This is a genomic window from Pseudomonas sp. MIS38 (genome assembly GCF_019891575.1).
In the GTDB taxonomy this organism is placed as follows: domain Bacteria; phylum Pseudomonadota; class Gammaproteobacteria; order Pseudomonadales; family Pseudomonadaceae; genus Aquipseudomonas; species Aquipseudomonas putida_A.
In genome coordinates this window covers 14,918-41,319 of the sequence record NZ_JAFLXF010000020.1, presented here as the reverse complement: position 1 = coordinate 41,319, position 26,402 = coordinate 14,918, and the positions used below count along the sequence as shown (strand labels likewise).

At 62.9% G+C, this 26,402-nt stretch carries 22 protein-coding genes; 6 read left to right on the top strand and 16 right to left on the bottom strand.

What is annotated here, in order from left to right:
• Nucleotides 1-53: 53 nt before the first annotated feature.
• Together J1G18_RS20930 and J1G18_RS20925 are read right to left on the bottom strand one after the other, a co-directional pair.
• Nucleotides 54-299 (bottom strand): DUF2789 domain-containing protein, encoded by a 246-nt coding sequence (locus J1G18_RS20930; protein ID WP_098966581.1) that lies wholly within the window; start codon nt 297-299, stop codon nt 54-56.
• Between the two features lie 127 nt (nt 300-426).
• On the bottom strand, nt 427-888 hold the full coding sequence (locus J1G18_RS20925; protein ID WP_134785138.1) for an aminoacyl-tRNA deacylase: 462 nt from the start codon (nt 886-888) through the stop codon (nt 427-429).
• 154 nt (nt 889-1,042) lie between these two features.
• Here J1G18_RS20925 and J1G18_RS20920 point away from each other — a divergent pair, with 154 nt between their 5' ends.
• Together J1G18_RS20920 and J1G18_RS20915 are read left to right on the top strand one after the other, a co-directional pair.
• The gene (locus J1G18_RS20920) at nt 1,043-1,594 is read left to right on the top strand and encodes an NfeD family protein (protein WP_223008386.1); all 552 of its coding nucleotides are present in this window, start codon (nt 1,043-1,045) and stop codon (nt 1,592-1,594) included.
• A gap of 2 nt (nt 1,595-1,596) precedes the next feature.
• Nucleotides 1,597-2,355, top strand: a complete 759-nt coding sequence (locus J1G18_RS20915) for a slipin family protein (protein WP_041070974.1) — start codon at nt 1,597-1,599, stop codon at nt 2,353-2,355.
• On the opposite strand, the gene J1G18_RS20910 is transcribed toward J1G18_RS20915, so the two are convergent.
• The 7 genes from J1G18_RS20910 to J1G18_RS20880 all read right to left on the bottom strand — a co-directional run bounded on the left by J1G18_RS20910 (nt 2,321) and on the right by J1G18_RS20880 (nt 15,252).
• A complete protein-coding gene (locus J1G18_RS20910) occupies nt 2,321-3,301 on the bottom strand; it encodes a sulfotransferase family protein (protein ID WP_223008385.1) in 981 nt (326 codons plus the stop codon). The two genes, J1G18_RS20915 and J1G18_RS20910, sit on opposite strands and share 35 nt — an antisense overlap.
• Nucleotides 3,289-4,074: an aspartyl/asparaginyl beta-hydroxylase domain-containing protein gene (locus J1G18_RS20905; protein WP_223008410.1), complete on the bottom strand. Its 786-nt coding sequence runs from the start codon at nt 4,072-4,074 to the stop codon at nt 3,289-3,291. Before J1G18_RS20905 ends, J1G18_RS20910 begins: the two co-directional genes overlap by 13 nt.
• Entirely contained in the window at nt 4,071-4,676 is a 606-nt protein-coding gene (gene cysC / locus J1G18_RS20900) for an adenylyl-sulfate kinase (RefSeq protein ID WP_223008384.1), read from the bottom strand. The genes J1G18_RS20905 and cysC overlap by 4 nt, the downstream gene beginning before the upstream one ends.
• Complete coding sequence (locus J1G18_RS20895; RefSeq protein WP_223008383.1) at nt 4,660-6,177, bottom strand: TolC family protein; 1,518 nt, start codon at nt 6,175-6,177, stop codon at nt 4,660-4,662. Before J1G18_RS20895 ends, cysC begins: the two co-directional genes overlap by 17 nt.
• Nucleotides 6,178-6,223: 46 nt before the next feature.
• Nucleotides 6,224-12,535, bottom strand: a complete 6,312-nt coding sequence (locus tag J1G18_RS20890; RefSeq protein ID WP_262415643.1) for an Ig-like domain-containing protein — start codon at nt 12,533-12,535, stop codon at nt 6,224-6,226.
• A gap of 137 nt (nt 12,536-12,672) precedes the next feature.
• Complete coding sequence (locus J1G18_RS20885; RefSeq protein WP_135294699.1) at nt 12,673-13,518, bottom strand: sulfotransferase family protein; 846 nt, start codon at nt 13,516-13,518, stop codon at nt 12,673-12,675.
• Between the two features lie 138 nt (nt 13,519-13,656).
• Nucleotides 13,657-15,252 (bottom strand): glycosyltransferase family 39 protein, encoded by a 1,596-nt coding sequence (locus J1G18_RS20880; protein WP_098966569.1) that lies wholly within the window; start codon nt 15,250-15,252, stop codon nt 13,657-13,659.
• Nucleotides 15,253-15,494: 242 nt separating this feature from the next.
• Here J1G18_RS20880 and J1G18_RS20875 point away from each other — a divergent pair, with 242 nt between their 5' ends.
• Both J1G18_RS20875 and J1G18_RS20870 read left to right on the top strand, forming a co-directional pair.
• On the top strand, nt 15,495-16,082 hold the full coding sequence (locus J1G18_RS20875; RefSeq protein WP_098966567.1) for a phage tail protein: 588 nt from the start codon (nt 15,495-15,497) through the stop codon (nt 16,080-16,082).
• Nucleotides 16,083-16,138: 56 nt separating this feature from the next.
• Nucleotides 16,139-16,450 carry a DUF6916 family protein gene (locus J1G18_RS20870; RefSeq protein WP_139053654.1) on the top strand — a complete coding sequence of 104 codons (312 nt, stop codon included), beginning with the start codon at nt 16,139-16,141 and terminating at the stop codon, nt 16,448-16,450.
• A 9-nt stretch (nt 16,451-16,459) separates the two neighbouring features.
• Here J1G18_RS20870 and J1G18_RS20865 read toward each other — a convergent pair whose 3' ends face one another.
• Genes J1G18_RS20865 through J1G18_RS20850 form a run of 4 tightly spaced genes read right to left on the bottom strand, consistent with a single transcriptional unit; the run spans nt 16,460 to nt 21,158 of the window.
• Nucleotides 16,460-16,954, bottom strand: a complete 495-nt coding sequence (locus J1G18_RS20865; RefSeq protein ID WP_098966563.1) for a GNAT family N-acetyltransferase — start codon at nt 16,952-16,954, stop codon at nt 16,460-16,462.
• Nucleotides 16,955-16,965: 11 nt separating this feature from the next.
• The gene (locus J1G18_RS20860) at nt 16,966-19,062 is read right to left on the bottom strand and encodes an efflux RND transporter periplasmic adaptor subunit (protein WP_210556919.1); all 2,097 of its coding nucleotides are present in this window, start codon (nt 19,060-19,062) and stop codon (nt 16,966-16,968) included.
• Nucleotides 19,063-20,382, bottom strand: coding sequence for an efflux RND transporter periplasmic adaptor subunit (locus J1G18_RS20855; protein ID WP_223008381.1), 1,320 nt, complete (start codon nt 20,380-20,382; stop codon nt 19,063-19,065).
• The gene (locus J1G18_RS20850) at nt 20,379-21,158 is read right to left on the bottom strand and encodes an efflux RND transporter periplasmic adaptor subunit (RefSeq protein ID WP_098966558.1); all 780 of its coding nucleotides are present in this window, start codon (nt 21,156-21,158) and stop codon (nt 20,379-20,381) included. The genes J1G18_RS20855 and J1G18_RS20850 overlap by 4 nt, the downstream gene beginning before the upstream one ends.
• Nucleotides 21,159-21,327: 169 nt before the next feature.
• On the opposite strand from J1G18_RS20850, the gene J1G18_RS20845 reads away from it, so the two are divergent.
• Both J1G18_RS20845 and J1G18_RS20840 read left to right on the top strand, forming a co-directional pair.
• Complete coding sequence (locus tag J1G18_RS20845; RefSeq protein ID WP_047290723.1) at nt 21,328-21,693, top strand: type II toxin-antitoxin system RelE/ParE family toxin; 366 nt, start codon at nt 21,328-21,330, stop codon at nt 21,691-21,693.
• Nucleotides 21,686-21,991, top strand: coding sequence for an XRE family transcriptional regulator (locus J1G18_RS20840; protein ID WP_098966556.1), 306 nt, complete (start codon nt 21,686-21,688; stop codon nt 21,989-21,991). The genes J1G18_RS20845 and J1G18_RS20840 overlap by 8 nt, the downstream gene beginning before the upstream one ends.
• A gap of 95 nt (nt 21,992-22,086) precedes the next feature.
• On the opposite strand, the gene J1G18_RS20835 is transcribed toward J1G18_RS20840, so the two are convergent.
• Genes J1G18_RS20835 through J1G18_RS20825 form a run of 3 tightly spaced genes read right to left on the bottom strand, consistent with a single transcriptional unit; the run spans nt 22,087 to nt 26,266 of the window.
• Complete coding sequence (locus J1G18_RS20835; RefSeq protein ID WP_223008380.1) at nt 22,087-23,634, bottom strand: efflux transporter outer membrane subunit; 1,548 nt, start codon at nt 23,632-23,634, stop codon at nt 22,087-22,089.
• Complete coding sequence (locus J1G18_RS20830) at nt 23,631-24,701, bottom strand: HlyD family secretion protein (protein ID WP_134785128.1); 1,071 nt, start codon at nt 24,699-24,701, stop codon at nt 23,631-23,633. The genes J1G18_RS20835 and J1G18_RS20830 overlap by 4 nt, the downstream gene beginning before the upstream one ends.
• 26 nt (nt 24,702-24,727) lie before the next feature.
• Complete coding sequence (locus J1G18_RS20825; protein ID WP_098966551.1) at nt 24,728-26,266, bottom strand: MFS transporter; 1,539 nt, start codon at nt 26,264-26,266, stop codon at nt 24,728-24,730.
• Between the last annotated feature and the right edge of the window lie 136 nt (nt 26,267-26,402).

Genomic DNA, 26,402 nt, shown 5'->3' with positions numbered 1-26,402 from the left:
TGCCCGTTGGTCGTGCGCACCGTAAACAGATGTGGCCGTTCGCAAAATAATGGTTATCCCTCCCGCCCATTGCGCAACAACACATTCAACTGATCCACCACCTCCGCCCAATCCGCATCATCAAGAATCTCGCCGCGCAAAAAATCCGCCTGGCTTTTGCTCCAGAAAAACGCGTCTGCGAGGTGCAATTCGGGTTTGAGTGGTGAATGGGTGGCGATGAATTGCTCGATGCCAGTCGGGTCGCTGTCCAGTCCCAGTTGCTTGAACAGGGATGGGAGGCTGTGGGTGGGCTGCTCCATGGAGGACTCCTTAAGGAATGCGGTGGATGGGCGATTATTCGCGAGCAAGCCCGCTCCCACAGGGGATTGCGGTCAACCTGTGGGAGCGGGCTTGCTCGCGAAGGCGTCAGTGGCCGCACCACAAAACCTAATGACTCAACTCCTGCACCTGCGCATGCGGCACCATTTTCAGAAACTCGGGCATGCTCATGTGCAGCAGGTAGTTGTGGTTGCCGGCTTCCAGGTAAATGTCTTTCTGCCGAGTCAGCAGCGGGTCGATGACCATGTCCAGGCCATAGGAATCACCCAGTGGCGGCACCGCGCCGCGTTCGCAGTCATCGAAGATATGCGCCAGATTGCTCTCGCGAGTGATCTGCCATTCACCGCTGCTGCGCACTTTGCTCAAATCCAGGTGCCGGCTGGCGGGCAGCACGGCCATCAGGTAATGCCCGTGATGGTCGTCGAGAATGACCGACTTGGCCACGCGTTCGGCGGGCACCCCGGAAACCCGTGCGGTTTCCAGACTGCTGGCCGAGTGGCGGTGGGCCACGATGTCATATTCGCAATGCGCCCGGTTCAGGCTGCTCTGCACTTTTTTTGCCATACGCATGCTGCACCTCGGTGTCCCGCTGAACGTTGTGCCTGTTCTGCTGAGTCTAGTTCGGCCAGTTGCTGATGAAGGGAAATCCGCTCATTGGACACATCCGCTTATTGATCAAAATTCATACGACGTCAGGCTCAACTAGACTTAAGGAAACACCCCCATGACTCTCCCGGAGGGTCACGTGAACAGCCGATGTTGCACGTTTTTCCTGATACTGCTGGCCAGCGGCTCGGCCCTCGCGGCTGATGTCCTGCCGACGGCGGTCAATCCGGTCGGCCTGTGGCTGATCACCCTCGGGATTGCCTTTCTGATTGCCGAAGCCGCGCTGCCCAACTACGGGGTGATCGGCCTGGGCGGAATCATCATGTTCGTCATCGGCGCGCTGATTCTGGGCAACGCCGATTTGCCGGTACCGATGATTATCGGCCTCGGCCTGCTCAGCGCTCTGCTGCTGATCGCATTGATCGTCCGCGCCTTGAAAACCCGCCCGCGCCACGCCGTCAGCGGCGATGCCGGGCTGGTCGGCAGCGTGACGGCGGTGACCACCGTGCAAGCGCAAAACGCCCACAACGGTTGGGTGCAATTGCAGGGTGAACACTGGCAAGTGCACAGCACGACACCGCTGCACACCGGACAATCGGTACGCGTGGTCGGGCGTAAAGGCTTACTGCTGAAAGTCGCCGCGACTGATGCGGTGCGACACGGAGAGTGATCATGGGTCTGCAAATCGGTTTCGTTGCACTGCTGCTGTTGGTGATCGCCCTCGCCGGGTCGACCTTCCGCATCCTGCGTGAGTACGAGCGCGGCGTGGTGTTCCAGCTCGGACGCTTCTGGCAGGTCAAGGGCCCGGGGCTGATCCTGCTGATTCCGGTGGTGCAGCAAATGGTCCGGGTCGACCTGCGCACCGTGGTCCTCGACGTGCCGCCACAGGATGTGATCACCCGCGACAACGTCTCGGTGAAGGTCAACGCGGTGCTGTACTTCCGGGTACTCGATCCGCAGAAGGCGATCATTCAGGTCGAAGATTTTCTTTCGGCCACCAGCCAACTGGCGCAGACCACCCTGCGCGCAGTGCTCGGCAAACATGAGCTGGATGAACTGCTGGCCGAGCGCGAGCAGTTGAACATCGACATCCAGCAGGTGCTCGACGCCCAGACCGATGCCTGGGGCATCAAGGTCGCCAACGTCGAGATCAAGCACGTCGACCTCAACGAATCGATGGTGCGTGCGATTGCCAAACAGGCCGAAGCCGAACGCGAACGCCGGGCCAAGGTGATCCACGCCGAAGGCGAACTGCAGGCCTCGGAAAAACTCATGCAAGCCGCCGAAATGCTCGGCCGCCAGCCCGGTGCCATGCAATTGCGTTACATGCAGACGCTGAGTTCGATTGCCGGTGACAAGAGCTCGACGATTGTCTTTCCGTTGCCGATCGAGTTGCTCAAGGGGATGGCGGATCTGTCGGGAAAAACCTGACAGCAAAAGATCGCAGCAACTCAAGATTCACAAAGGCATCCTGGGCACATTGCCGAACCCGTTCGCGCAACCACGGCGAAGCCTCGCGGCGCTTGTCTTCGCCATCAGCGACAAAACGCTGGGACGGCTGCTTGGCGTGCTGCACCGTCGCCGCCAACACCTGCTGCCGCTGCTCGGCATTCAAGCGGAAAAAATTCGCCAATCGGCCGGCCATGGCCTCGGGCAATTCGCTGTAGTTCACCAGCAGTCCATCACCCTCACGGCAGTGCAGATAAGCCGACGCCAGCAAGCGACCAAGCCGTCGTGCGATGAAGTCTTCACTGCCGGTAAACGGCAAACCATCGTCGAGCACACAGTTCCCAAGCATCCCCGGCACCATGTGCATCCCCGGACGGCGCACGTGCGACACGGCGATTTCCAGCGGATCGCGGTACACGAACAACCATGGCGTATCGGGAAAGCATGCCTGCAACAGCGGCCACTCGCCGATGTTCCAGGCGTCGAGCTTGATCACCAGTCGCTGCTCGACACCGCGTCGACGTTGACCGTAGGCCGAGAGCAATCCACGGATCGCTGCACGCCGCTCGACTTCGGGCAGCTCACCTCGCAAAAGCGCATCAAGCGGCGGTGGCTCCGAGACCACAATATGGTCATCGAGCCGCGCGAGCATCTGGCTGATCAACGTCGAACCGCAACGCGAGGCGTGCAGGATAAAGGCACTCGGCGCCAACCCCGGGCTTTGCGCTTGCCACTCGGTCAGCACCGACAGCGATGTCTGCCGGCGAAAAGCCTGATTGAACGGCAACCGCAGCGCCTCTTCGACGGCGTCACGAAAAAAAGGCTGATGCAGTGGCGTGTCAGCAAACCAGCACCAGTCGACTTGCCACTGCCCCGCCAGCGGCCAGATCCGGATCGGCAACCAACCGTGCAGATTCAGCCGCTCCATTGTTCGTTCCATTGCCGACGACCGCTGCGCATCGCGGCGCGCAGTTCTTCGCGGGAGAATGGCAAGCCGTGTTTGGCGGCCAGCTCCAGAGTGCGCTCGATGAACGACTCAGGCTCCGCCATGTGCTGCAGAGTCGCCGCCAACGCTGCGTCACCTGCAACCAGTCGCTGGAATTGCTGTAACGCCGAATCGGCCGGTTGCGTTGCAGGAGTGTCGCGCAAACCTTCGGCGATCTTCTGCTTGAGCCAGGCCCCGGGCCGGCAGTCGAGCACCAGATGAATCCGCGCGCAGGTATCGAAATTATCCACCCGATGCGCACGAGCAAGATCGAGAAACCAGCACTCCCCCGCCGCCATCGGCACCCGTTGATCATCGAGCCAGAAATCCACTGCAGGTGGGCTGAGCAACGGAATATGCAGGCGCAGATCGGCATCCGGCCCTTCCAGGTCGTAATCACGATGCTCGTGAATTCGCCCGCCCGGCCCCAGTCGCAACAAGCGCGCACAGACGATATCCAGCGTCAGATCGCGCAGCCCCAACCGCCAGCGTTCATCGCACAGCCAAGGCGTGCGCTGCAGCGTTTCGCCGCGCCCGGGCGATAACTCGGTCAGCGCATCGGCGGCGGAAATCAGTGCCACACCGCTCCAGTCGCCCGTGAAGTAATCCGTGTTGAAGTGGCCGTGCCATGCCTCTTCGGCAATCGCCTGCAGCGCCTGCAACAGCAGCGGCAAGTCCACCGCCACCGGCAGACGCGAACAGACCGGGCGGCTCATGCCTTGGGCAACACCGCGCATTCGCCAAGCCAGGTCAGCAGCCGATCCAGGCAGGCCTCCACAGTCTGCACGCCGGTGTCGAGCACCAGCGAGGGCTGCGCGGGCGGCTCGTACGGTGCCGAAACCCCGGTGAAACCGGCCATTTCGCCACGCCGCGCGCGGGCGTAATGCCCCTTCGGATCACGCCGCTCGCACACCGCCAACGACGCGCTGCACCAGACCTCGCGATAGTCCGCACCCAAACGCTGGGCGAACACCTCGCGCAGCTCCAGCAACGGCGCGATCATCGCCAGAATCACGATCTGCCCGTTCTCCACCAGCAGCGCTGCCAGCTCGCTGGCACGGCGGATGTTCTCCAGGCGATCGGCGTCGCTGAACCCCAGATCGCGATTGAGCCCGACCCGCAAGCCGTCGCCATCGAGCACCACGCTGTGCAATCCACAGGCGAATAGCTCGGCGTGCAACGCCTGAGCCAGCGTCGATTTGCCCGCCGCCGGCAGGCCAGTCAACAAAATCGCCGCGCCGCGATGGCCGTTGCGGGCTTCGCGTTGCGAGCGGCTGACGCTGGCGACGGGCGCCAGCAGATTATCGGGCAGCGGCATGCGCCACCACAGGCACCGAGATATCCCCCGACGCCCACGCGGACTCGCGGTTGGCCAACGCCGTGGCGATCGACTGCACTTCGGTGGACTGCACCTGATCCGGCAGCGGGTCGAGACCAGCGCTGGCGAAGATCTGTCCATAGGCGTTGCGCAGATCGGCATACGACAAGTCACGGCGCAGGTCGGCTTGCAGGTTGTTCAGCTCGCCCTGAATCAGTTCAAGTTCACCGATACCGGCGGCCTGATGCCGATTGCGCAATTGGCCAACGATCTGCCCGTCGATGTCCGACAGTTGCTGATTGGTCTTGAACTGCCGCAGCGCCTCCTGATAGTTGGCGTTCGCCACATACAGCTGCGCCAGCACCGCGATCGATATCGCCTGACGCCGGGCGGTGGCGACTTCCTCACCCGCCTTGGCGACGTCGATGGCCGCCGGAGCGGAAATAACGTTGAACAGGTTCCAGGTGACTTTCACGCCGTAGTCGGCCCAACCCTGTTCGACGAGGAACGAGTTGCTGTCGTAATGCCCGCCGGCGGAAAACTCCAGACCCGGCAGCAGGCGCAACATCGCCTTGCGGGTTTCGGCGGCGCTGATGCGGCTCTGATAATCCTGCTCGCGCAGTTCCGGACGGCTGGTCAGGGCTTCCTGCTCGAGTTTGGCCATGGCGACCTTGAGTTCGGGAATCTGATAACCGTCATCGGTCGCTAGCGTCAGGTTGGTGCCCAGCGGCAGGTTGATCAGCGTTGCCAATTCGGTTTTCGCCAGCGACAGGGCGCGGCGCTGTTCTTCCAGTTGCCGCGTGGCTTCGATCAGCGAGCGCTGGTAACCGAGTGCCTGCACCGGGTCGCCGATGCGCTGATCGCTCAGGCTCTGGCTGTCACGCCGGGCGGTGTCGACGCGGGCCATCAGGCTGTCGATCTGCTTGAGCAACCGTTCGGCAGCCATCGCGCGCCAATAGGCTGAGCGCACGTCCTGAACGATGGTGTTGATCACCTTGCGCCGGCGTTCCTGCACGATCAGGCGCTGGTCGCCCTGCTGCTTGGCGCTGATGTAGCTGACGCCGAAGTCGAGGACGTTCCAGACCATGGTCAGGTCGGCGACATCGCGGTCGCGGTCCTGCGAGGTCGAGGGTTCCAGAGACTGAGTGCCGGTGCGCACGCTCTGGCTGCTGGAGGCGTTGACGTTGTTGCGCCCGACGTAACCGGCGTCCAGCGCCATGCGCGGCAGCATGTCGAAACTGGCGAGGTCGAGCTGCCGCTTGGCCAGCGCTTCCTCCATGATCTTCAAACGGCCTTCGAGGTTGTATTTCACCGCGCGGGCCATGGCCTGATGCAGGGTCAGCGGGCCACGTAGCGGCTCCTGATCCTTGTACATGCTCTGCAGGTCGGTTCTGGCCCGCTGCTCACTGACGCTGCGTTCGATCGGCTCACTGGTCACTGCACATCCGCTGATCGCCAGCGCCAGCAGGCTGGCGCTGAACAACTTCTGACTTTTCTTCATCCCTGGATCGCCCCTAGGTGCCGCACCGTGTTGAGTAGTTGTGTGTTCAGGCCTGCATTTCGCTGATGCCGACCTGGCGCAATGCCGCTGCCAGGTCGTCGACCCGGTGCTGCTCGCTGTCCTTGAGTTGTTGCAATTGCTGCCCAAGGGTCGGCGCGCCAAATACCCCGCGCAGCCCTTGGGAAATGTCACCGGCCTTGAGCGAGTGACTGTCGAAGGCGTTCAGCGCCTCCCGCTCGGCGCCGTCGTTCTGGTGGAACAGGCTCGACAGCGTACTGCTGGCGAAGACTCCGCCATCACCGCCACCGAAACCGAGGAAGCCGTGCCCGCTGCCGTCACCGCTTCCGTCGCTGCTGCTGAATACCTGGGCGATGAAGCTCGGGCTCAGAGCACCGTGATTGATGAAAATGTCCCCCAGCGGCCGGATGCCGTCGCCCAGTACACGCTGCTCGAACAGCGGCGGGAAGGTCAGCGGCGAGCCGAGATTGCCGGTCGGTGGCGTAAATACGAACGGTTGCAACGGCACGTCCGGGGCCGGCGGCGGTGCGACCGGATCGCTGCTGCGGGACAGCGGATCGGGAATCACCCCATTGATCGGCGTAGTCGGCACCGTTGGCGGAATAACCGGCGGCACGGTATTGATCGCGTAGTTATTGGAGCTGCTGACACCGCTGCCGCTGTTGCCGGACAGGTCACTGACCCCGGCGCTGTTGACGCTGATCGCATTACTGGCGCTGTTGATGTTGGCGCCCGGGGTCAGCGTCGCGGTCCAGGTCTTGCCGCCGTCGTTGCTGCTCAGGTTCGACAGGGTGCCGTTGCCGACATTGATGTCACTGAGATCAAACCCGGTCACCGCCTCATTGAAGCTGATGGTCACCTGCGAGGTCTGGCCCACACCCAGATTCGGATTGGCAACCACCACCGTGGCGGTCGGCCGTTCGCTGTCGAGGGCGTAGTTGTTCGACACCGCCACCGTGCTGCCGGCGTTGCCCGCCAGGTCGCTGACGTTGCTGGTGTCCAGCGCAATGAAATTGCTCGGGTCGGTGACATTCGCGGTCGGGGTGAACGTCGCGGTCCAGGTCTTGCCGCCATCGCTGCTGGTCAGATTGCTCAGGTCGCCGTTGGTCACGCTCAGGTCGGACAGGTCGAAATTGCTCACCGCCTCGCTGAAGGTGAAGGTCACCGTGGTGGTCTGGCCGATGCCCAGATGCGGATTGGCGACCACGATGTCCACCGTCGGCCGGGTTGCATCGAGGATGTAGCTGTTGGAGATGGCGATACTCGCCCCAGCATTGCCGGCCAGATCCTGAACACCGGCGGTGTCGATCAGAATCAGGTTGGTCGCGTCATTGACGCCGGCTGTCGGGGTGAAAGTCGCCGTCCAGGTCACGCCACCGTCGCTGCTGGTCAGGTTCGACAGCGCACCGTTGGCGACGCTGATGTCCGACAGGTCAAACCCGCTCACCGCCTCGCTGAAGGTGATGGTCACTGTGGTGGTTTCACCGATGCCCAGGCGGTTGTCGGCAACCACGATGGTGGCGGTCGGCAGCGCGGTGTCGATGGCGAAGTTGTTGGAATCGGTGGTACCGATGCCGCTGTTGCCCGACAGGTTGGCCACCCCGGCATTGTTCAGGGTGATCAGGTTGATGGCGTCGGTGACATTGGCTATCGGCGTGAAGGTGGCCGTCCAGGTGATACCGCCGTCGCTGCTGCTGACATTGCTCAACGTGCCGTTGGCGATGGTCAGGTCGCTGTTGTCAAAACCGCTGACCGCTTCGCTGAAGGTGATGGTCACCAGCGAGGTTTCCCCGGCCCTGAGCGACGTGTCGGCAACCACGATGGTGGCGGTCGGCACCTGAGTCTGGATCTGATAGTTGGCCGAACTGGTGGTGCCGGTGCCGGTGTTGCCGGCCAGGTCGGTGATGCCGGTGTTGTTCAGGACAATCAGGTTGGTGAGGTCGGTGATACCGATGTTCGGCGTGAACGTGGCCGTCCAGGTAATGCCGCCGTCGCTAGACGAAACATTGCTCAGGGTGCCGTTGGCGACGCTCAGATCGGAGTTGTCGAATCCGGTCACGGCCTCACTGAAGGTGATGGTCACCTGCGCGGTTTCACCGGGACGCAGATCGCTGTCGGTCATGACAATGGTCGCCGTCGGACGCTGACTGTCGACCGCATAGTTGTTGGAGTCGGTGGTACCGCTGCCGACGTTGCCCGCCAGATCGGCGATGCCGGTGTTGTCCAGGGTGATCAGGTTGGTGGTGTCGGTGATCCCCGCCGCCGGCGTGAACGTCGCCGTCCAGGTGAGGCCGCCGTCGCTGCTGCTCACCGCACTCAGCGTGCCGTTGGCGATGGTCAGGTCGGCGTTGGTGAAACCGGTCACCGCTTCGCTGAAGGTGATGGTCACCAGACTGCTCTGGCCGACGCCGAGCGCGGTGTCAGCCACCACGATGGTGGCGGTCGGGCGCTGAGTGTCGATCGAGTAATTGTTGGAATCGGTGGTGCCGCTGCCGGCATTGCCCGACAGGTTCTGTACGCCGGCGTTGTCCAGGGTGATCAGGTTGGTGGCGTCGGTGATGTTGCTGGTCGGCGTGAAGGTCGCTGTCCAGGTGATGCCACCGTCGCTGCTGCTGACTGCCGACAATGTGCCGTTGGCTATCGTCAGGTCGGCATTGCTGAAACCGGTCACCGCTTCGCTGAAGGTGATGGTCACCAGTGAGGACTCGCCGATCTTCAGACTGGAGTCCGCCACGATGATGGTCGCGGTCGGCACCACGGTGTCGATGGTGTAGTTGTTGGAGTTGGTCGTGCCGCTGCCGGCGTTGCCCGCCAGGTCGGCGATACCGGTATTGGCCAGCGTGATCAGGTTGCTTGCGTCGTTGATGCCCACGTTCGGCGTGAATGTTGCCGTCCAGGTGATGCCGCCATCGCTGCTACTCACCGCCGTCAACGTGCCATTGGCGATGGTCAGGTCGGCGTTGGTGAAACCGCTCACCGCTTCGCTGAACGTGATGGTCACCAACGAGGTTTCGCCGGCCGTAAGGTTGCTGTCGGCGACCACGATGGTTGCGGTCGGGCGCTGGGTGTCAATGGCGTAGTTGTTGGAGTCGGTGGTGCCGCTACCGGCGTTGCCCGCCAGGTCGGCAATGCCGGTGTTGTCCAGGGTAATCAGGTTGGTGGTATCGGTGACGCTGGCGCTCGGAGTGAACGTCGCGGTCCAGGTGATGCCGCCGTCGCTGCTGCTGACTGCGCTCAGCGTGCCGTTGGCAATGGTCAGGTCGGCGTTGGTGAAACCGGTCACCGCTTCGCTGAAGGTGATGGTTACCAGCGAGGTTTCGCCGATCCGCAGGTTGTTATCAGCCACCACGATGGTCGCGGTCGGGCGCACGGTGTCGATGGCGTAATTGTTGGAGTCGGTGGTGCCGCTGCCGGCGTTGCCGTTCAGGTCAGCGATGCCGGTATTGTTCAGCGTGATCAGATTGGTCGCATCAGTGATGCTGGCAGTCGGCGTGAAGGTCGCCGTCCAGGTGATGCCGCCATCGCTGCTGCTGAGCGCCGACAACGTGCCGTTGGCAATGGTCAGGTCGGCATTGGTGAAGCCGGTCACGGCTTCGCTGAAGGTGATGGTCACCAGCGAGGTTTCGCCGATCCGCAGGTTGTTGTCGGCCACCACGATGGTCGCGGTCGGCCGCGCAGTGTCGATGGCGTAGTTGTTGGAATTGGTGGTGCCGCTGCCGGCATTGCCGGCCAGATCGACGACCCCGGTGTTGTCCAGGGTGACCAGGTTGGTGGTGTCGGTGATGTTGGTGGTCGGGGTGAGCGTGGCGGTCCAGGTGATGCCGCCGTCGCTGCTGCTCAGACCGCTCAGGGTGCCGTTGGCCACCGTCAGGTCGGCGGTGGTGAAGCCGCTGACCGCTTCGCTGAAGGTGATGGTCACCAGCGAGGTTTCACCCGCTGCCAGATTGCTGTCGGCCACGACAATGGTCGCGGTTGGCCGCACGGTATCGATCACGTAGTTGGCCGAATCAGTCGTGCCGCTGCCGGCGTTGCCGGCGAGGTCGGCGATACCAGTGTTGTCCAGAGTGATCAGGTTGGTGGTATCGGTGATGCTGGCGGTCGGGGTGAACGTTCCGGTCCAGGTGATGCCACCGTCACTGCTGCTGACTGCTGACAGTGTGCCATTCGCGATGGTCAGGTCGGCGTTGGTGAAACCGGTGACCGCTTCGCTGAAGGTAAAGGTCACCAGCGACGTGTCGCCGATCTTCAACGCCGTGTCGGCCATCACGATGGTCACGGTCGGCCGCACGGTGTCGATCGCATAGTTGACGGAACTGGTCGTGCCGACGCCCGCCACGCCGTCGCTGATCGCATTGACCCCGGTGTTATCGAGGGTGATCAGGTTGGTGGCGTCGGTGATGTTGTTGGTCGGAGTGAAGGTCGCGGTCCAGGTCAGGCCACCGTCGCTGCTGCTGACCGCTGTCAGCGTACCGTTGGCAATGGTCAGGTCGGCGTTGGTGAAACCGGTGACCGCGCGGCTGAAGGTGATGGTCACCAGCGAGGTTTCGCCGATTTTCAACGCCGTGTCCGCCATCACGATGGTTGCGGTGGGTGGTTCCACATAAGCGGTATTGAGTGTGCCGCCATTGTTGTAGATCGCCGCGAAGGCCAACGGTACAGAGCCCGTCACGCCGCCGCCCAGTTCTGCGCCGCCGGCGCCGCTGCCGGCCGCGTTGCCGCTGATGGCGCTGAAGTTGGCGGCGGTGATCAGTACCGTGCCGCCCTGGTTCCAGATCGCACCGACACCCCGTCCGCCGTCGCCGCCGTTCAGGTTGTTGCTGCCCTGGCCGCTACCACCGCCGCCACCGCCGCCCGCACCGAGGTTGTTGCTGATGACCGAGGTGCCGACAATTTTCAGGGTGCCGGTGGAGGCGTTGTAAATGCCGCCGGCCGCATTGCCGCCGACGCCGCCCACCTTGTCCCAGCCGGAGCCGCCACCGCCGCCGCCAATCGAAATGGTGCCGTTGTTCACGGTGCCGCCATTGCCGCCGTTGCTGTAATAGGACACGCCCACGCCGCCGGCACCGCCGACGGTGGAGCCGCCGCGGCCGCCCATGTGCGTGGCGTCGTAGCCACCGCCGTAGCCACCGACGCCACCACTGCCGGCCTGGCCGCCCAACGTCCCGGTGCCCGGCCCGGCCGTACCGCCATGGCCGCCGCCCTGACCACCGAGGCCGCCGCCACCGCCACCGCCGCCGCCGTAGTTGGCTCCCGTGACCCCCCCACCACCGCCACCACCGGCCGCCGCGTTACCGGTGACCGAAACGTTGTTCAAGGTCAGGACGCCGGCGTTGAAAATCCCCCCGCCCATGGCCCCGGTTGCGCCATAGCCGCCATTTCCGCCATTGCCCGAGACCAATCCGCGAGTAATGACCAGACCATCGAGTGTCACCGTGCTGCTGGAGGTGATTTCCACCACCCGCGTCCGGTACTGGCCATCGAGGGTGACGTCCGCCACCCCGTCGTTGTTCAGGTCGCCATCAACGGTGATGTTCTTGTTGATCAGCAATTCCGAGGTGAGCTGCACCGTCATGCCGCTGCTGAAGGTCACGATGTCGCCGTTCTGCGCCGACGCCAGCGCTGCGCGCAGCGAGCCGACCCCGGTGTTCGCATTGTTGGTGGCAGTCCAGGTGGCGAGGCCCCACTGGTACTCGCTCATCGACAGGGTCGACAGCACGTTGGCGCTCTCGATCCTGCCCGTGGCGATTTCCAGATCCCAGTCGCCGCCCACCCCGGTGCGGTTGTTCGAGGCGGCCACATCGCGGCCGGTCAATTGTGCCAGCGAATCGACGAAACTCAGGCCGCGGTCACCTTCGGCGGTGTAGCAGCCGTAAATGAGAATGTCGCCGCCGACGTTCATGTCCTTGCCGATTTCCGCCAGCACCGCACTGCGTTGCGCGACGTTGTCCGCCGACAGATAGCTGTTGCCGAGCCACAGGTCACCGGCGTTGCCGTGAGCGATGATCTGCACCGAGCTGACACCCGAATGCTGGTCGAGGTAATCAGCGATCTGCTGCAAGCCGTCCTTGCTGGCATCGAGCTTGACCACCTGCGCGCCGGGAGCAACGCCTTTGAGCAGGCTGTCGGCATCCTTGACCCGGGCATCGACGAACACCACGCTCTGGCCCGGTACGGCGACAGGGCTGGCAGCCGGCGTGGCATCGGCCTGGCCGTGGGTGTCCTTGCTGACCGACGGATGATCGGCCGTGGGCGCCTTCGCTGCATCGGCAGTGGGGTGGCTGTCGGGCTGGGCCGCAGCGGTATCGGCCACGGTGGCCGCGACAGCGCCGTCGAACAGCATGCGCGGTTCCAGCGACATGATCAGCGGCGCAGCCAGCGTCCGTTGGCCTTCGGTTACCCGCAACTTTTGCTTGCTCCACCACATGTTGCTCACCCGGACTCGAACAGTTGTAAACGCATCAATGAAAAACGCCGCGATCAACTGATCGCGGCGTCGGACTTCATACGAATCACATTGGCAGCGCTGGCTGAGCCATCGAGCCAAAAGGACAGATCGGCGTATTGCTTGAACAGGTCCGGCGGCAGAATCGTGCGTCGGGACTGCAGGGCGACCTTGGGTTTGACCTTGTGCAGGCCGGCCACACCCAGGGCCTGGTCGAACTCCGGCGCGTCATAGGCCAGGTGTTCGAAATCGTGCTCGAACCAGGGTTCGCCAATGAAGTCGTAGACCAGCCGCAGCACCCGCTCCGGGGCCTGGGTCAACAAGTCGTAATCGACGATCAGCAGCGAATCGGCGTGCTCGCCGTAATAGGCTTCTTTGAGCGCTGCCCAGGCAAAACCAACCAGACGATTGCGCTGGGCCAGGGTTTCGCAGCGGCTGTAGACCGTGTTGCGTTCGACAGCATCGCCGAACAGCTTGGTGTTTTCATAAGGATTGGCGCGGTACAACCGTTCCAGGCTGTCCATCACCCAGGCGACGTTGCGCACGCAGGCAATGACTTTGGCTTTGGGGAACAGATCGCTGATCGCCGGCAGGCGCGAACTCCACTGCCGGTTGGTGTCGAACACCACCGGTTTGTCAGCCTTGTCGGCATAGTAGGAATCGAACAGCCCGCGCAGCAGGCGCCGGCGCATTTCGGTGTCGATCACCGCGCCGAATTCGCTGCCGGCGCCGCACTGTTCAAGGACACCGGAGAAGAGTGCGCCGACCGGACTGGTCATGCCGGCATGAAAGCGCGGGTTCTGCAGAAGAATCGCAGAAAGCAGGGTAGAGCCTGAGCGCGGCAAGCCGGAGATAAAGTGGAACTGCTGCAATCCCTTCACCCTACTTTGTAAGTCCTTTTGTCCGACGAGCGTAGTCCAACAATACCCTTTCGACTAGTAGTGTTTTGATATCAAAACAGAGCAAAACGGACTATGAAGATCTGTTTTTATCGCCAAAGAAAAGGTGAACCGTTTAAGTCATTGCATCGCTGTCCCGTTATCGGTGGTCAACGAAAAAAGTCGCGCATTCGCGCCGCCGGCATGGGTCTGATCACGCAACTGCCAGTTCTTCGGCAAGGGTCGGAACGGATCGGGCACGTCCACATCCAGATCACCGATCAACCAGACGCGAGCACTGCCCTTGGGCAGGTCGTCGAGTCGATCCAGATAGACCTCCTCAGACACCAGGGTGCCGAAACCGTAGTGATTCGGGCGCGTCGAACGACCATCGGCGGCGGGCGGGGTAAACAGGCGCACCTGAGCGTCAGTGCGGTTGTAGTAGACGTAACTGAGATACCAGAGCATGTCGCTGGTGACGATCCGGTCACCGCTGACGAAATGCCGGTTGATGTAATCGACCATGACATTGAACTGATCGTGCGGGTCGACCGTGGCGTTGGTGTTTACGCCCACCAGCTCAACCCCGACCCATGACACCAGAACCGCCACTGCCAGCACACGAGCGCGGCGGTACAACCGGTCGATGGCCAGCGCCGCCAGCATCGGCAATCCCAGCGCATAGGCTGTCAGGTAACGCTCGATGAACACCGGACTGATGAAGGACACCGCGAACACCAGCAACAACGGCACACCGGTGTAAAGCGCCAGCAAAACGCTGCCATGGTTCACGCTGCGGTCGCGGGCCACGGCCACGCCCGCCAGCGCCAGCAGAGCCAGCGGTACGCCGCAGAACAGCAGCAATGGCAGATGCTCGCCCTCGTCCTGGATCAACCAGAGCCAGATCATCGACGGCAGCGAGGACAGGGTCACTGGATCTTCCCAGCCCACATCGCCACCGACCTTGAGTTCTTCCATGTGTTGCGTCAGATCAAGCAGGTTCGGCAACCACGGCAGGTAGAGCACAACGATGGCCAGATTGGCCAGCCACCAGTCCTTGCGCTGGATATGCCGCAGGCGATAGCCAGGCAGCAGGCGAATCAGCCCCAGATACAGCCAATGGCTCAGCGCCGCCAGCACGGCGAAGTAGTGGGTATACAACGCGGCGCTCATCAGCAATGCATAGATCAGCAGATACCGGTGGCGCTGCGGACGCCTGACCCAACAAATCAGCGCCAGTGTGGAACCGATCAGGAGCAGGCCGAGCAGCGAGTACATGCGCACTTCCTGGCTGTAGCGCACCGCCGTCGGCAGCAACGCCAGCAGCACCCCGGCAATGATTGCGGCGCGACGAGTGGCCAGGCGATCGACCAGGCACACACCCAGCCCGACCGTGGCGATGCCGGCCAGCGCGCTGAGGCTGCGGATCGACAGAATCGTGTCGCCGAACAACCCGATCCAGCCGTGCAGCAGCATGAAATACAACGGCGGATGCACGTCGAACGCCGCGTGCTCCCAGATACCACTCAGCGAATAGTTCGCCAGCAACAGGCTTGAGCCTTCGTCGCCCCAGATCGCGGCGGCGTTCAGGTCATAAAAACGCACCACCGTCGCCAACAACAGAATCGGTATCAGCCACTGCCGGCGAGCCCAGCGCCATAAACGCCGGACACCGGCATTCGGTGCGGCAAACGGGTCCTGGGTATCCCCCAGCGGAGTCTCGCGACGCGCTTCCATCAACCTTCCCTTACAGATTTACCGAGTAAAAACCAGCGCCATTCATTGCGCACACTGTAGGCCAGAGTCGAAGTCGACGCGCGGCCACGACGACGTCCGGCAAGTCCGCCGATCCGGGTCTACGCTACCGCTTGGCGTGACCTGCCCGCGCAAACGCAAGGCGTCAGCACAGCATCTGTGCCTGTCCTGCAACCAAGGCTAACGCGCGGCGCGCCGACCACATAACAGAAGGATGAGGAACCATGGAAGTCTTTATGGGTACGATTCAACCGTTCGCCTTCAACTTCGCCCCCAGTGGCTGGGCCTTGTGCAACGGACAAATCCTGAGCATCTCGCAATACCAGGCATTGTTCGCTTTGCTGGGCACCTTCTACGGCGGCAACGGCACGACCAATTTTCAGTTGCCTGACCTGCAAGGTCGCGTACCCGTGGCACAGGGTAACGGACAGGGGCTTACGCCGCGTGTCATCGGTCAGGTGTATGGCACGGAAAACGTCACGGCCACGATCGCCAACATGCCTAACCACACCCACGCGATGACCGGCCTTTCTGCCAACACCGCCCTGCAACTGGCTGTGCCTGCAAGCAATCCGGCGACCGTGCCGACCGCCACCAACTCGTACATCGGCGCGTCCGGCGGCGGCCCTGGCTCGGCGAACATCTATTCCGATGCCCAAGGTGCCACGCCGGTTCCCATCAAAGGCCTGACCACGACTGTCACCGGGGACATTTCCTCCACGGGCGGCAGTCAGCCGTTGCCCATCGTCAACCCCTCTCTGGTCGTCAACTTCAGCATTGCGCTGAACGGGCTGTTCCCTTCGCGCAACTGAACCACTGTCGGGGGCCTCGGGCCCCCGACCGTTTTTCTCTTCACTGGAGTCAGACCATGTTGCAAGCGGTTCAGATCCAACACGTCCAGGCATTGCTGGGCCAGCAACACACGCTGCACCTGCCGGATGGCACGGCGCTGCCGATCCACATCGAGTACCTCGACGAAGTCCCCGCCGCGAAGACGCGCTACAGCGAGCGCATGCCGTTCTGCCTCGAATTCAACAGTCTGGTGCCGACCGGGTTCGTCGACGGCCTGTGCGCACTGGAACTGCCGGAACTGGGGCGAGTGGAGGATATTTTCGTGTCACGAGTGCCAGCAATGGGGCGGGATCCGCAACTGGGTTATTTCTGTATTTCCTTCAACTGAAATCCCACCTCATTGCGGATACCACACCAGCCGCTCCGCCGCCGGATTACGCTCCTCCACCGCAAAGCCCAACGCCAGATAGTGTTGCCGCGCGTGGGGATTGTTGGCCCAGACCACCGTTGCCACCGGGCAGCGAACCTGCTGCGCGGCCTTTTGCACGCCTTGCAATACCGCGCGGCCGTAACCCTTGCCCCGCGCCTGGGGGATGAAGGCGATGTATAACACGCGGATTTCATTGGGGCCGAAGTCGGTGCTCAGTGCACCGATGGCCGTGCCGAGTTTTTCCACGACGTAGTGCATGGCGTTGGGATGGTTTTCACCCACGCCCTGTTCCTGCACCTGGAATTGCTGGGCGATCACTTGCTGCACCACTTCCTGCTCGCCGTCGATCCATTGCAGATCCGGGCGCGCCGACTGATAGAGGTGGTGCAAAAACGGCTCGTCGGTGGCCCGCGCAGGTCGCACCACCAATCCGTCTGCCGTCACATCTGCGTTGCTCGCCATGTTCACGCTCCCTAGAAACCGCTTTCCCTGACCCCCAGCGCCGCCAGCCGGCGCCAGGCCACGCCGAGTACCGACTCGCCCCTGCCCTGCAACACCACCACACCGCGCAACGGCTGAACCGGGGCTGGTGGCTGATCCAGCGTTGTCAATCGCGCGCCATATTGCGCCTGTACAGGCTCGGCTCGTTGCTGTTGATCACGGCGCACGGCAATCGGCCCGTGATGATCGGAGGTCAGCGCCTCCTGATCGACATAGGCCACGCCATTGGTATCGATTTCATCCAGTTTTACGCTGATCGCCGGATGCATCGGATCATCGGCGATGAACCGCCCGGTTGCACCCGGTTTGACCCGCCACAACTCGGCCTCGGCGATATAGCCGCGCAGGCGCAAACCATCCTCGACCACCCGCGCCAGCGCATCCTTGCTCGACAGCCAGCGCCCCGGCGTCAGATTCGGCAGCAGATCACGCACAGTGCCGGCATGGGGCGCGCGCAACAGCAGGCGCTCGCGTCGAGCGCTCAGACCACGATATTGCGCCACGGCTTCGGCGAGGCGTTGCTCGATGATACTGGCGTCGGCAGCGGTTTCGCTGCGACCGGCCTGTCGGCGCATCAGCAATTGCTGGATCTGGATTTCCCGACGGACGATGGCCTGCTGCGAATCGAGGTCCGGCGACTCCAGTTCGATCAGCACATCGCCCTGAGCGACTTTCTGGCCATCCGCGACCTTGACTGATTTGACTCGCGCCGCCACCGGCGCATGCAACGCACTGGCCCGGCCGCTCTCAAGCATCGTCGGCAGTTCCACCGCGCTGCGCCACGGCACAATCAGCACCAGCAGCAGACCAAGCACAGCCAGGCTGCTGAGCAGCACACGCGCACCGTGGGCCTGTTCGCGGCGGCTCCACCACTGGCGCCACTCATTCATGATTGGCAGGAAGATGAACCAGACCAGTTCCACCAGCATGAGGAAAATCCCCAACACCTTGAAGAACAGGTGATAGACCGCCAGCGCGATCCCGAAAAACAACGCCGCGCGCCACAACCACGAGCCATACCCCCAGATCAGCAAACGCCGTTGCATCTTCGGCGACCAAGGCTCCGGCGCCGGAGCGCCATAGCCGAACAAAAATTCGCGTAACCGCCAGCGACACAGGGCAAAGGCTCGCCCCTGAAGATTGTCGACCTCCCACAGATCACTGAGCAGAAAATAGCCATCAAAACGCATGAACGGGTTGAGGTTGACCACCAGCGTAGTGATCCACGTGGCGCTGGCGAGCATGAACGCTGCCGTGCGCCCAGGGCCATCGGGCAACAGCGACCAGGCCAGCAGCGCGATGCACGCCAGCAGCAGTTCCGCGAGTACCCCACCGGCACCGATCAGCAGCCGCGCACGCCGATCATTGACCCGCCAGGCATCGCTGACATCGGTGTAAAACATCGGCAGCAAGACCATGAACGCCACGCCCATGCTCTGCACCCGACACCCGGCACGCTTGGCCATGAATGCATGGCCGAACTCGTGGCACAGCTTGGCAAAGAACAACGCAACGCCGAACGCCAATGCGCCGCCAAGGCTGAACAGGTGCGGGAAAGTACCGACAAAGCGCTGCCAGTCCCGCGACACCAGAAACACTCCCAGACCCAGCGTCAGCGGCAAACCGTAGCGCAACACCCGCGGGCCGAAGCGCTCCAGCCAGGGCCAGGCGCGGTTGAGAAAGGCGTCCGGGCGCCACAGCGGAATACGGAAAAACAGGTATTGATGCAGCAGGATTTTCCACAGACTCTGGCGTTGCGCGAGGGCCTTGAGCGAGTAACTGGCACGCTGCTGATCGTCGAGGGCGCTGATCAGATCATGCCCGCGCAGAAATGTCAGCAGTTGCTCCAGCTCGACGCCGTCCAGCGGCAAGCCCGGTTCGCGGTTGGCGGCGCGCAGCACCTGTTCGGCATCGCCCAGCGACCAATGGCGCAGCAGACGCATCGCCGCCGTGCCGAGTTTGAAATAGCGACCGCGCACCGGATCGGCCAGGGTCCAGCGCGGTGAACCGTCCAGTGCCGGCGCCGCGGGCGACAGTTGCAGGTCGGCACGCAGGCTCGGCAGATTCATTTACAGGCCCACGCTCTGGCGCAGACCGGCCAGAGGGCGGCGCAGCAGGTACAAGGCCAGCGGGGCGCGATCACCGAAAATTTTTGCCGTGCCGCGCAGGCCGATACGCGGTGGCGCATCAGCAAAATTGGCATCCAGTCGATAAGCCAGTTGCCCGCCCGCCGTCGGTTGCGCCTCGTAAGCCGAGCGCTCCAGCGTGGCGAGGTGGCGCTGCAACGGATCGCTGTCGAGAAACAGCGCGACTTCGGCACCCGGCGCCAACGCAATCGCGTCGCCCACCGCCAGTTCGATGCGCAGTTCGGCTTGATTCGGGTCAGCGATTTCCATCAACCGCTCGCCGGTCTGCACCGGTCTGCCGGTCAGGCGCTCGGCATCGGCGAACACTGCAATGCCGTCACGCTCCGCGCGCACTTCGCTGCGCGCCAGCAACTCGCGGGCGTAATCGCGCTCGGCGCGTTTTTGCTCGGCACGGGCGGCGAGCAAATCGACCCTGGCACTGGATTCGGCATCGGCAAATGAACGTTGCGAGTTGGATTTCAGTTCCGCTTCCGCCACGCCCAAGGCACGCTCGGCCACATCGGCCTGGGCCTTGAGGGTGGTGCTTTCAAACCGCAGCAACAGGTCGCCGGTTTTCACCGGTTGATTGGGCTTGACCAGAAACTCGGCGATCACCCCGTCCAGCGGCGCCGCGACCACGCGCCCGCCCTGCGGCACCACCTCCGCCGGAGCCAATACCGACTGGCGCACCGGGATCAGCAACCCGAGCAACAGCAACGCCACCAACGCCACCTGACGCTTGCGCGTCCAGCGCAGGCGCCACGGTTTGCGCGGCTGCAGCGCCAGCCAGGCGTGACTGTAGGTGTCGCCCAGTTGCGACAGCAGCACTTGTTCGGAAGGATTCCACGGCACATCGCGGGCCAGCCACAGACCGCCGAACACCTCGCCCTGACGGTCGATCAGCGGCAGCCAGAACACCTGCGCCGCCGACAGCGAGCGCCAGTCGGCCTGAATCGACTCGGCAAGCAGTTGCGGGGTAATCACCCGCGCCTGCTTCAGCACATCCTGATGGAACAACTGCGTCACGGCTTGCTCGACAAACGCCACGAACGGCGCATTCGGCTCCACCGCGCTGACGCCGGTCACCGCCTGTACCTTGCCGGCGATCAGCAGCGCTGCATGACGAAAGCCGAACAACGACTGGCCGTCATTGACCAGACTGTAGGCCAGTTGCGAGGCATCGCGGGCGGCGCGGGTCTGGCGTTCGAGGTCAAGGAACCGCGCGAACACCTGCTCGGCAGCGCCGGCTACCGGGGCGTTCATTTAAGCTCCGCAAAGTGCGCCGTGCCGCTCATGCCGGCGAGCAAGCCCTTGGCTTCGGGAAGTGTGGCGACCAGCAAAAGTGTCTGGCTGCCTTCGTCGATGCGCGCACCGAGGCGTTTGACCGTGGCATCAAGCGGCTGGCCGGTTTCGTCGGGGACAAAGCTGAAGGTCTGGCCGGGTTTAAGCCTGGCCATCCAGCGCGACGGCACCAACAAGTGGATCTCCAGGGTGCGGTTATCCACCACGTCCAGCAGCGGCGCGCCGGCCGCCACGCTTTCGAAACGCTGGACCTTGCGCTCGACCACTTGCCCGTCGAATGGCGCGACCACGCTGCAGCGTTTGACCTGAACCTGATAAACCTGAGATTGCGCCTGGGTTTCGCTGACCTTGGCCTCGGCCCGCGCCACTTCGAAACGCCCGACGGAATTGAGCGCGGCCAACTGCCGGTTGTGCGCCAACTCCTCACCGGCACCGCGATTGGCAGCCTGCGCTGCATTGAGCTGAGCCTGATACGCCGAGCAATCGAACTTCGCCAGCACATCGCCCTTCTTGAACGACTCGCCCTCGCTGAACGGCAACTCGACAATCCGCCCCGACAGCTCGCTGGCCAGCGTCGCCTGATCCCGAGCTCGCAACACACCCCGCGCCTCACTGCTCGCCGTGGTTGCCGCAGGCGCTGCGTTATCCAGCAGCGGATCGTCTGGCCCGGGCGTTTGCGCCTGAACTGCACACGTAACAAAGGTCAATCCGATAACCCAACCGCGCAAACGCTGCATAACCGCTACTCCCTGACGGATGAGCGGAGTCTACGACAGCGGGGATTAGCGTCAAGCGAAAGGCCATCACTGTGCCGTTACGCTTGCTGTAATCCGACCGAAGCGCTATGGTCAACCCATCGAAAATATGACTTTGATGGAATATTCCATAACACTCATATTAGTGCCCATGAATTGGGATATCGAATACACCGACGAGTTCGGCAACTGGTGGGAAGAACTGACTGAGAGCGAGCAGAGTTCTGTGGCGGCAAGCGTCAAACTGCTTGGGCAATTCGGCCCAGGCCTGCGTTTTCCGCATAGCAGTGCAATCAATGGCGCGCGGCATGGTCATTTACGGGAATTGCGCGTCCAGCATGGCGGGCGACCGTATCGCGTGCTCTATGCGTTTGATCCAAGACGCTGCGCGTTGCTTTTGATCGGTGGAGATAAAACCGGTCAGGACCGCTGGTATGAACTCAACGTCCCGCTCGCCGATCGACTGTACGATGAGCATCTCGAAACATTGCGCAAAGAGGGTTGCAACAATGGCTAAGAAATTCGCCGACCTCGAAGCACGCATGACACCCGAAGCACGGGCGCTTGCCGATTCGATCTACGAACAACACATCAAGGAAATGCCGCTTAACGAACTGCGACAAGCCAAGGCCTTGAGCCAGGCCACGCTGGCTGAAATGCTGCACGTCAACCAAGCGGCCATCTCGAAAATGGAGCGCCGTACCGATATGTACATCAGCACGCTGCGCAACTATATCCGGGCAATGGGTGGCGAACTTGAAATCATCGCGACCTTTCCCGACGGGCAAATCAAAATCGAAAATTTCGCAGGCTGAACAGCCATAACCCGCTTCAACCTGTGAATCTTCCACTGTGCAATAGCCGTATAGTGGCCAATCGAATTCGCCGATTTGCTCCCTCAGGCGCAATCTCAGCGCCGCGCCACCTCCCCCACCGGATACACCGCCTCCCATCCCCCACCCAGCGCCTTGTACAACCCGACCATCGCCAGCGACACCCCGGTCGAGCTCTCCACCCACTGCTCCTGAGTCGCCAGCAACGCGCCTTGAACGGTGAGGACGTTGACGAAATCGACCACGCCTTCGACGTACTGCTGTTGTGCGGTGCGCAGGGCGATCTGGTTCTGCCGCACGGCTTCGGCGAGGCTGTCGCGGCGACGCTGGCTGGCGTTGTAGGCGGTCAACTGGTCGTCGATTTCATGCCAGGCGCGCAGCACGGTCTGCTGGTAGGCGATGGCCGCTTCCTGTTGCTGGGCCTCGCGCAGTTGCAACATGCCGCGCAGGCGTCCGCCGTCGAACAGCGGCAGGCTGAATTGCGGGCCGATACCGAACGCGCGCGAGCCCCAGGAGCCGAAGTCGCTCAGTTGCATCGCTTGCGAGCCGAGGTTGCCGGACAGGGTGATGCGCGGATAAAAATCGCCCTTGGCCACGCCGATGTTGGCGGTGGCGGCATGCAGGCGCGCCTCGGCCTGCCGGATGTCCGGCCGGCGTTCGGCCAGCTGCGACGGCAGGCCGATGGCGACTTGCAGCGGTGACTGCGGCACCGCGCCGTCTGTGGATAACTCCTTGGCCAGGGCCTGCGGCGGTTCGCCCATCAGCAGGCTGATCGCGTTGATCAATTGCGACTGACGCTGCTCGAGGGCCGGCAGGCGCGATTCGATGGCCGCGACCTGCGCGGCGGCTTCGGCGACGTCCAGATCGGTTGCCACACCATCGCTCAGGCGCAGTTGCGAAAGCTTGAGGCTGTGCCGGGCGACGTCGAGGTTCTGCTCGGTGACCGCGCGGGTGTTTTGCACGCCGCGCAGCTGGATGTAGTTCTGCGCGGTGTCGGCGAGCACCGCCAGAAGCACACCGCGACGGTCGTTTTCGGCGACTTCGAGGTTGGCATCGGCGGCTTCGGTTTCACGTCGCACGCGGCCCCAGAAATCCAGTTCCCAGGACGCGGAGAAACCGGCGTCCCACAAGTTGAAGGCGGAATCGCCGTTGTGCCCGGACGGGTCATTCAGGCCTTCGCCACTGTTGCGTTTACGCGCGTAGCTGCCGGTAGCGGCGGTGTTCGGGTAGCGATCCGCGGTGATCACCTGGCGCGCGGCACGGCTTTGTTGCAGGCGGCTGCTGGCCAGTTGCAGATCGAGGTTGCTGTTCATCGCCCGCTGGGTCAGGGCTGAGAGTTGCGGGTCGTGGAAAACCTCCCACCAGCGTTCGTTCAGCGGTTCGCTGACGGCTTGGCTGGGGGCGGATTTGGCGGGTTTGGCCCAGTCGGCGATCTTTGTGGCTTCGGGCTTGCGGAAGTCCGGGCCGACGGTGCAGGCGCTGAGGCCAATAGCGAGCAATGCACCGAGGGTGAGTTGCTGCCACTGGCCTCTTCGCGAGCAAGCCCGCTCCCACATTGGGTAATGCGTTCCCCCGGTGGGAGCGGGCTTGCTCGCGAAGGCGTCAGTTCTATCAACGCTGTTCATCGCTGAGTCACCTCGCGCTCCGCCGGCGCCGAGCTGCGAGTGTCAATACTCGCCTCCACCGACATGCCCACACGCAAACGCTCGGCCAACGGCTGACCCGGTTCAAGCACGATCTTCACCGGAATCCGCTGCACGACCTTGGTGAAGTTACCCGTGGCGTTGTCCGGTTTCACCGCGGCGAATGTCACGCCAGTCGCCGGGGCGATGCTTTCGACGCGACCGCTCAAGGCCTCGCCACCAAGGCTGTCGACGCGCACCTGCACGTGCTGGCCCGGCTGCACGTCCGTCAGTTGGGTTTCTTGAAAATTGGCGACCACATACGCCTGCTGCAACGGCACCACCGCCAGCAGCTTGCTGCCCGGCGTCACGTAGGCACCGACGCGCACAGCACGCTCGCCGATCATGCCGTCCTGCGGCGCGGTGATCCGGGTATACGACAGCTCGAAACTGGCAATTTCCAGCGCCGCTTGCGCGTGCTTCAGATTGCCTTCGGCAGCATCGCGCTGCGCGGTGAGAATCTCGACCTGCTTGCGTTCAGCCGCGAGCTTCGCGCTGGCGGTATCGAGCCGAGCGGTTGCCTGATCAATACGCGTGCGGGCCTGTTGCGCGTTCTGCACCGTGCCGGCACCTACACCGGCGAGGTGGTTGTAGCGATTGAGTTCCTGCTGGGCGAAGGCCATTTCTGCCTTGGCCGAGACCACCGAGGCCTGCGCCTGAGCAATCACCGAGGTCTGCCGCTCCAGCGTCGCCTTGGCGTTTTGCAACTGAGCGCGGGCGACCAGGGTTTGCGCATCGGCCGCTTCAGCGGCGGCGCGCAAATCGCGATCATCGATCAGCGCCAGCAACTGCCCGGCCTTGACCTGCTGGTTGTCTTCCACCAGCACTTCCTTGATGAATCCGGCCACGCGCGGCACCACCAGGGTGAAGTCGGCGGAAACAAACGCATCGTTGGTGTTTTGCTGGGTGCGCTTGCCGAACAGTCCCGGCACCGCCAGGTACAGCAACACGCCGACCGCCAGTGCGGCCGCCACGGCCACCGCGAGTTTTTGCTTTGCTTGAGTCGTCATAAAAACCTTCGGTATCAGTGAAGCAATCAGGTCGGCGCACGGGGCGGAAAGATCCGCGTCGGCAGCCAGAAAATCAGCAGGATCAGCGCCACCGCGACGCCGGCCATGCACACATAGAGATCGGACGAAGTCAGCACCACGGCCTGTTCGTGCAGGCGATGGGCGAGGCCCGGGTCGCTGCGATCGGCCAGCGGTGAGTTGCCGAGGTTGTCGATCAACATGGTCGAGTGGAAATGCAGGCGCGCGGTGGTCAGCGCCTCAATGACTCCGGTGGCGATCACCGCCGCCAGGCCTTTCACCGTGTTGAACCACGCCGAGGCGAACGGCCCGTCCTGCGGCTGGATGCTGCCGGTCGAGAGCATCAACAGCGGCAGCACCGACATTGGCTGACCGAAAATCTGCAGCCATTGCAGGACGTAGAAATTGTCGCGGATCCACTCCGAAGTCAGCAGCGAGCCGCCCAGGCAGGACAGGGTCAACATGCTCAAACCGATGCCGAGCACCCAGCGGCAATCGACCCAACGCAAGTTGCACAGCGCCGCCACCAGCGGCAGCGCGATCAACTGCGGCAACGCGGCGATCAGCATGATCGGCGCGGTCTGCACCGGGCGATAACCCTGGACCTGCGCCAAGTAGCTCGACGGAATCAGCACCACCGCCTGCAACACCACCAGCACCCCGGCCAGGGTCATCAGTGCAAACGACAGGTTGCGGATGCCGAGCATCTGCAACTTGAAAAACGGAATCGGCTGCGACCATTCATTGATCAGAAACGCCACCAGCAACAGCGAACCGGCGCCGAGCAAACCGCAGATCAGGCTCGACTCGAACCAGTCCAGCCGATTGCCCTGGAGCAAGCCGATCACCAGCATGCAGATCGCCGGGAAGCCCAGCAGCAGGCCCTTCCAGTTGAAGGTCTTGAGGCGCTCCAGGCGCAGCGGATCCTGCGGAATCCCCCAGGCCACCATCGCCATGGCGATCAGGCACGGCACGATGATTTGCCAGAACGTCCATTGCCAGCCGACATACTCACTCCACAGCCCGGCCAGCGGCGTGCCGAGTCCTGGGCCGAACGTCGCCGTCAACGCATAACCGGCCAAACCATAGAGCTTGAAGTTGGCCGGCAGAAAACGCAGGGCGACGGTCATCAGCATCGGCGGCAACGCGCCGCCGGCCAGACCTTGCAGGGTGCGCATCAGCAGCAGGCTTTCGTAATTCGGGGCGAATGGGCACAGCACGCCGAGCAGCGTAAAGACGCTGATCGCGCAGAGGGTAAAACGACGCAGTGAGAAGGTCACCGAGCACCAAGGGGCGAATGCCATCGCGGCGACCGAGGTCGCGGCGTAGCAGGACACCAGCCAGGTGCCTTCGTCATAACCGATGTTCAGCGCGCCCCGAATGTCGGCCAGTGCGACTTTGGTCACCATTTCGTTGAGGCCCGAGACCAGCACCGCCAGCAGCACACCAACCAGGCCGGCGATGATTCGCGCCCCGAACACCGGTGGCGCAGCCGCCGTCGCCGGACTGGCCGCAGCAATGGGCGCCGGAACCGACAGGGATGTCATGGATACACACTCCGGAAGGAAAAATACCGGAGCATTTTAGTAAGGCTTACTGCTGACGAAAATTGACTTATTGGCAGGTTATAAGTGCGCTCAGTGCAGCAATGAATATCCAATGTGGGAGCGGGCTTGCTCGCGA

Coding starts and splice junctions, on each gene's coding strand:
- J1G18_RS20860 (WP_210556919.1), bottom strand. CDS start 19,062: ATGAATCTGCCGAGCCTGCGTGCCGACCTGCAACTGTCGCCCGCGGCG.
- J1G18_RS20845 (WP_047290723.1), top strand. CDS start 21,328: ATGAATTGGGATATCGAATACACCGACGAGTTCGGCAACTGGTGGGAA.
- J1G18_RS20915 (WP_041070974.1), top strand. CDS start 1,597: ATGGGTCTGCAAATCGGTTTCGTTGCACTGCTGCTGTTGGTGATCGCC.
- J1G18_RS20825 (WP_098966551.1), bottom strand. CDS start 26,266: ATGACATCCCTGTCGGTTCCGGCGCCCATTGCTGCGGCCAGTCCGGCG.
- J1G18_RS20905 (WP_223008410.1), bottom strand. CDS start 4,074: ATGAGCCGCCCGGTCTGTTCGCGTCTGCCGGTGGCGGTGGACTTGCCG.
- J1G18_RS20850 (WP_098966558.1), bottom strand. CDS start 21,158: ATGCAGCGTTTGCGCGGTTGGGTTATCGGATTGACCTTTGTTACGTGT.
- J1G18_RS20875 (WP_098966567.1), top strand. CDS start 15,495: ATGGAAGTCTTTATGGGTACGATTCAACCGTTCGCCTTCAACTTCGCC.
- cysC (WP_223008384.1), bottom strand. CDS start 4,676: ATGCCGCTGCCCGATAATCTGCTGGCGCCCGTCGCCAGCGTCAGCCGC.
- J1G18_RS20840 (WP_098966556.1), top strand. CDS start 21,686: ATGGCTAAGAAATTCGCCGACCTCGAAGCACGCATGACACCCGAAGCA.
- J1G18_RS20835 (WP_223008380.1), bottom strand. CDS start 23,634: ATGAACAGCGTTGATAGAACTGACGCCTTCGCGAGCAAGCCCGCTCCC.
- J1G18_RS20870 (WP_139053654.1), top strand. CDS start 16,139: ATGTTGCAAGCGGTTCAGATCCAACACGTCCAGGCATTGCTGGGCCAG.
- J1G18_RS20880 (WP_098966569.1), bottom strand. CDS start 15,252: ATGGAAGCGCGTCGCGAGACTCCGCTGGGGGATACCCAGGACCCGTTT.
- J1G18_RS20930 (WP_098966581.1), bottom strand. CDS start 299: ATGGAGCAGCCCACCCACAGCCTCCCATCCCTGTTCAAGCAACTGGGA.
- J1G18_RS20920 (WP_223008386.1), top strand. CDS start 1,043: ATGACTCTCCCGGAGGGTCACGTGAACAGCCGATGTTGCACGTTTTTC.
- J1G18_RS20890 (WP_262415643.1), bottom strand. CDS start 12,535: ATGCTGTTCGACGGCGCTGTCGCGGCCACCGTGGCCGATACCGCTGCG.
- J1G18_RS20895 (WP_223008383.1), bottom strand. CDS start 6,177: ATGAAGAAAAGTCAGAAGTTGTTCAGCGCCAGCCTGCTGGCGCTGGCG.
- J1G18_RS20925 (WP_134785138.1), bottom strand. CDS start 888: ATGCGTATGGCAAAAAAAGTGCAGAGCAGCCTGAACCGGGCGCATTGC.
- J1G18_RS20830 (WP_134785128.1), bottom strand. CDS start 24,701: ATGACGACTCAAGCAAAGCAAAAACTCGCGGTGGCCGTGGCGGCCGCA.
- J1G18_RS20865 (WP_098966563.1), bottom strand. CDS start 16,954: ATGGCGAGCAACGCAGATGTGACGGCAGACGGATTGGTGGTGCGACCT.
- J1G18_RS20855 (WP_223008381.1), bottom strand. CDS start 20,382: ATGAACGCCCCGGTAGCCGGCGCTGCCGAGCAGGTGTTCGCGCGGTTC.
- J1G18_RS20910 (WP_223008385.1), bottom strand. CDS start 3,301: ATGGAGCGGCTGAATCTGCACGGTTGGTTGCCGATCCGGATCTGGCCG.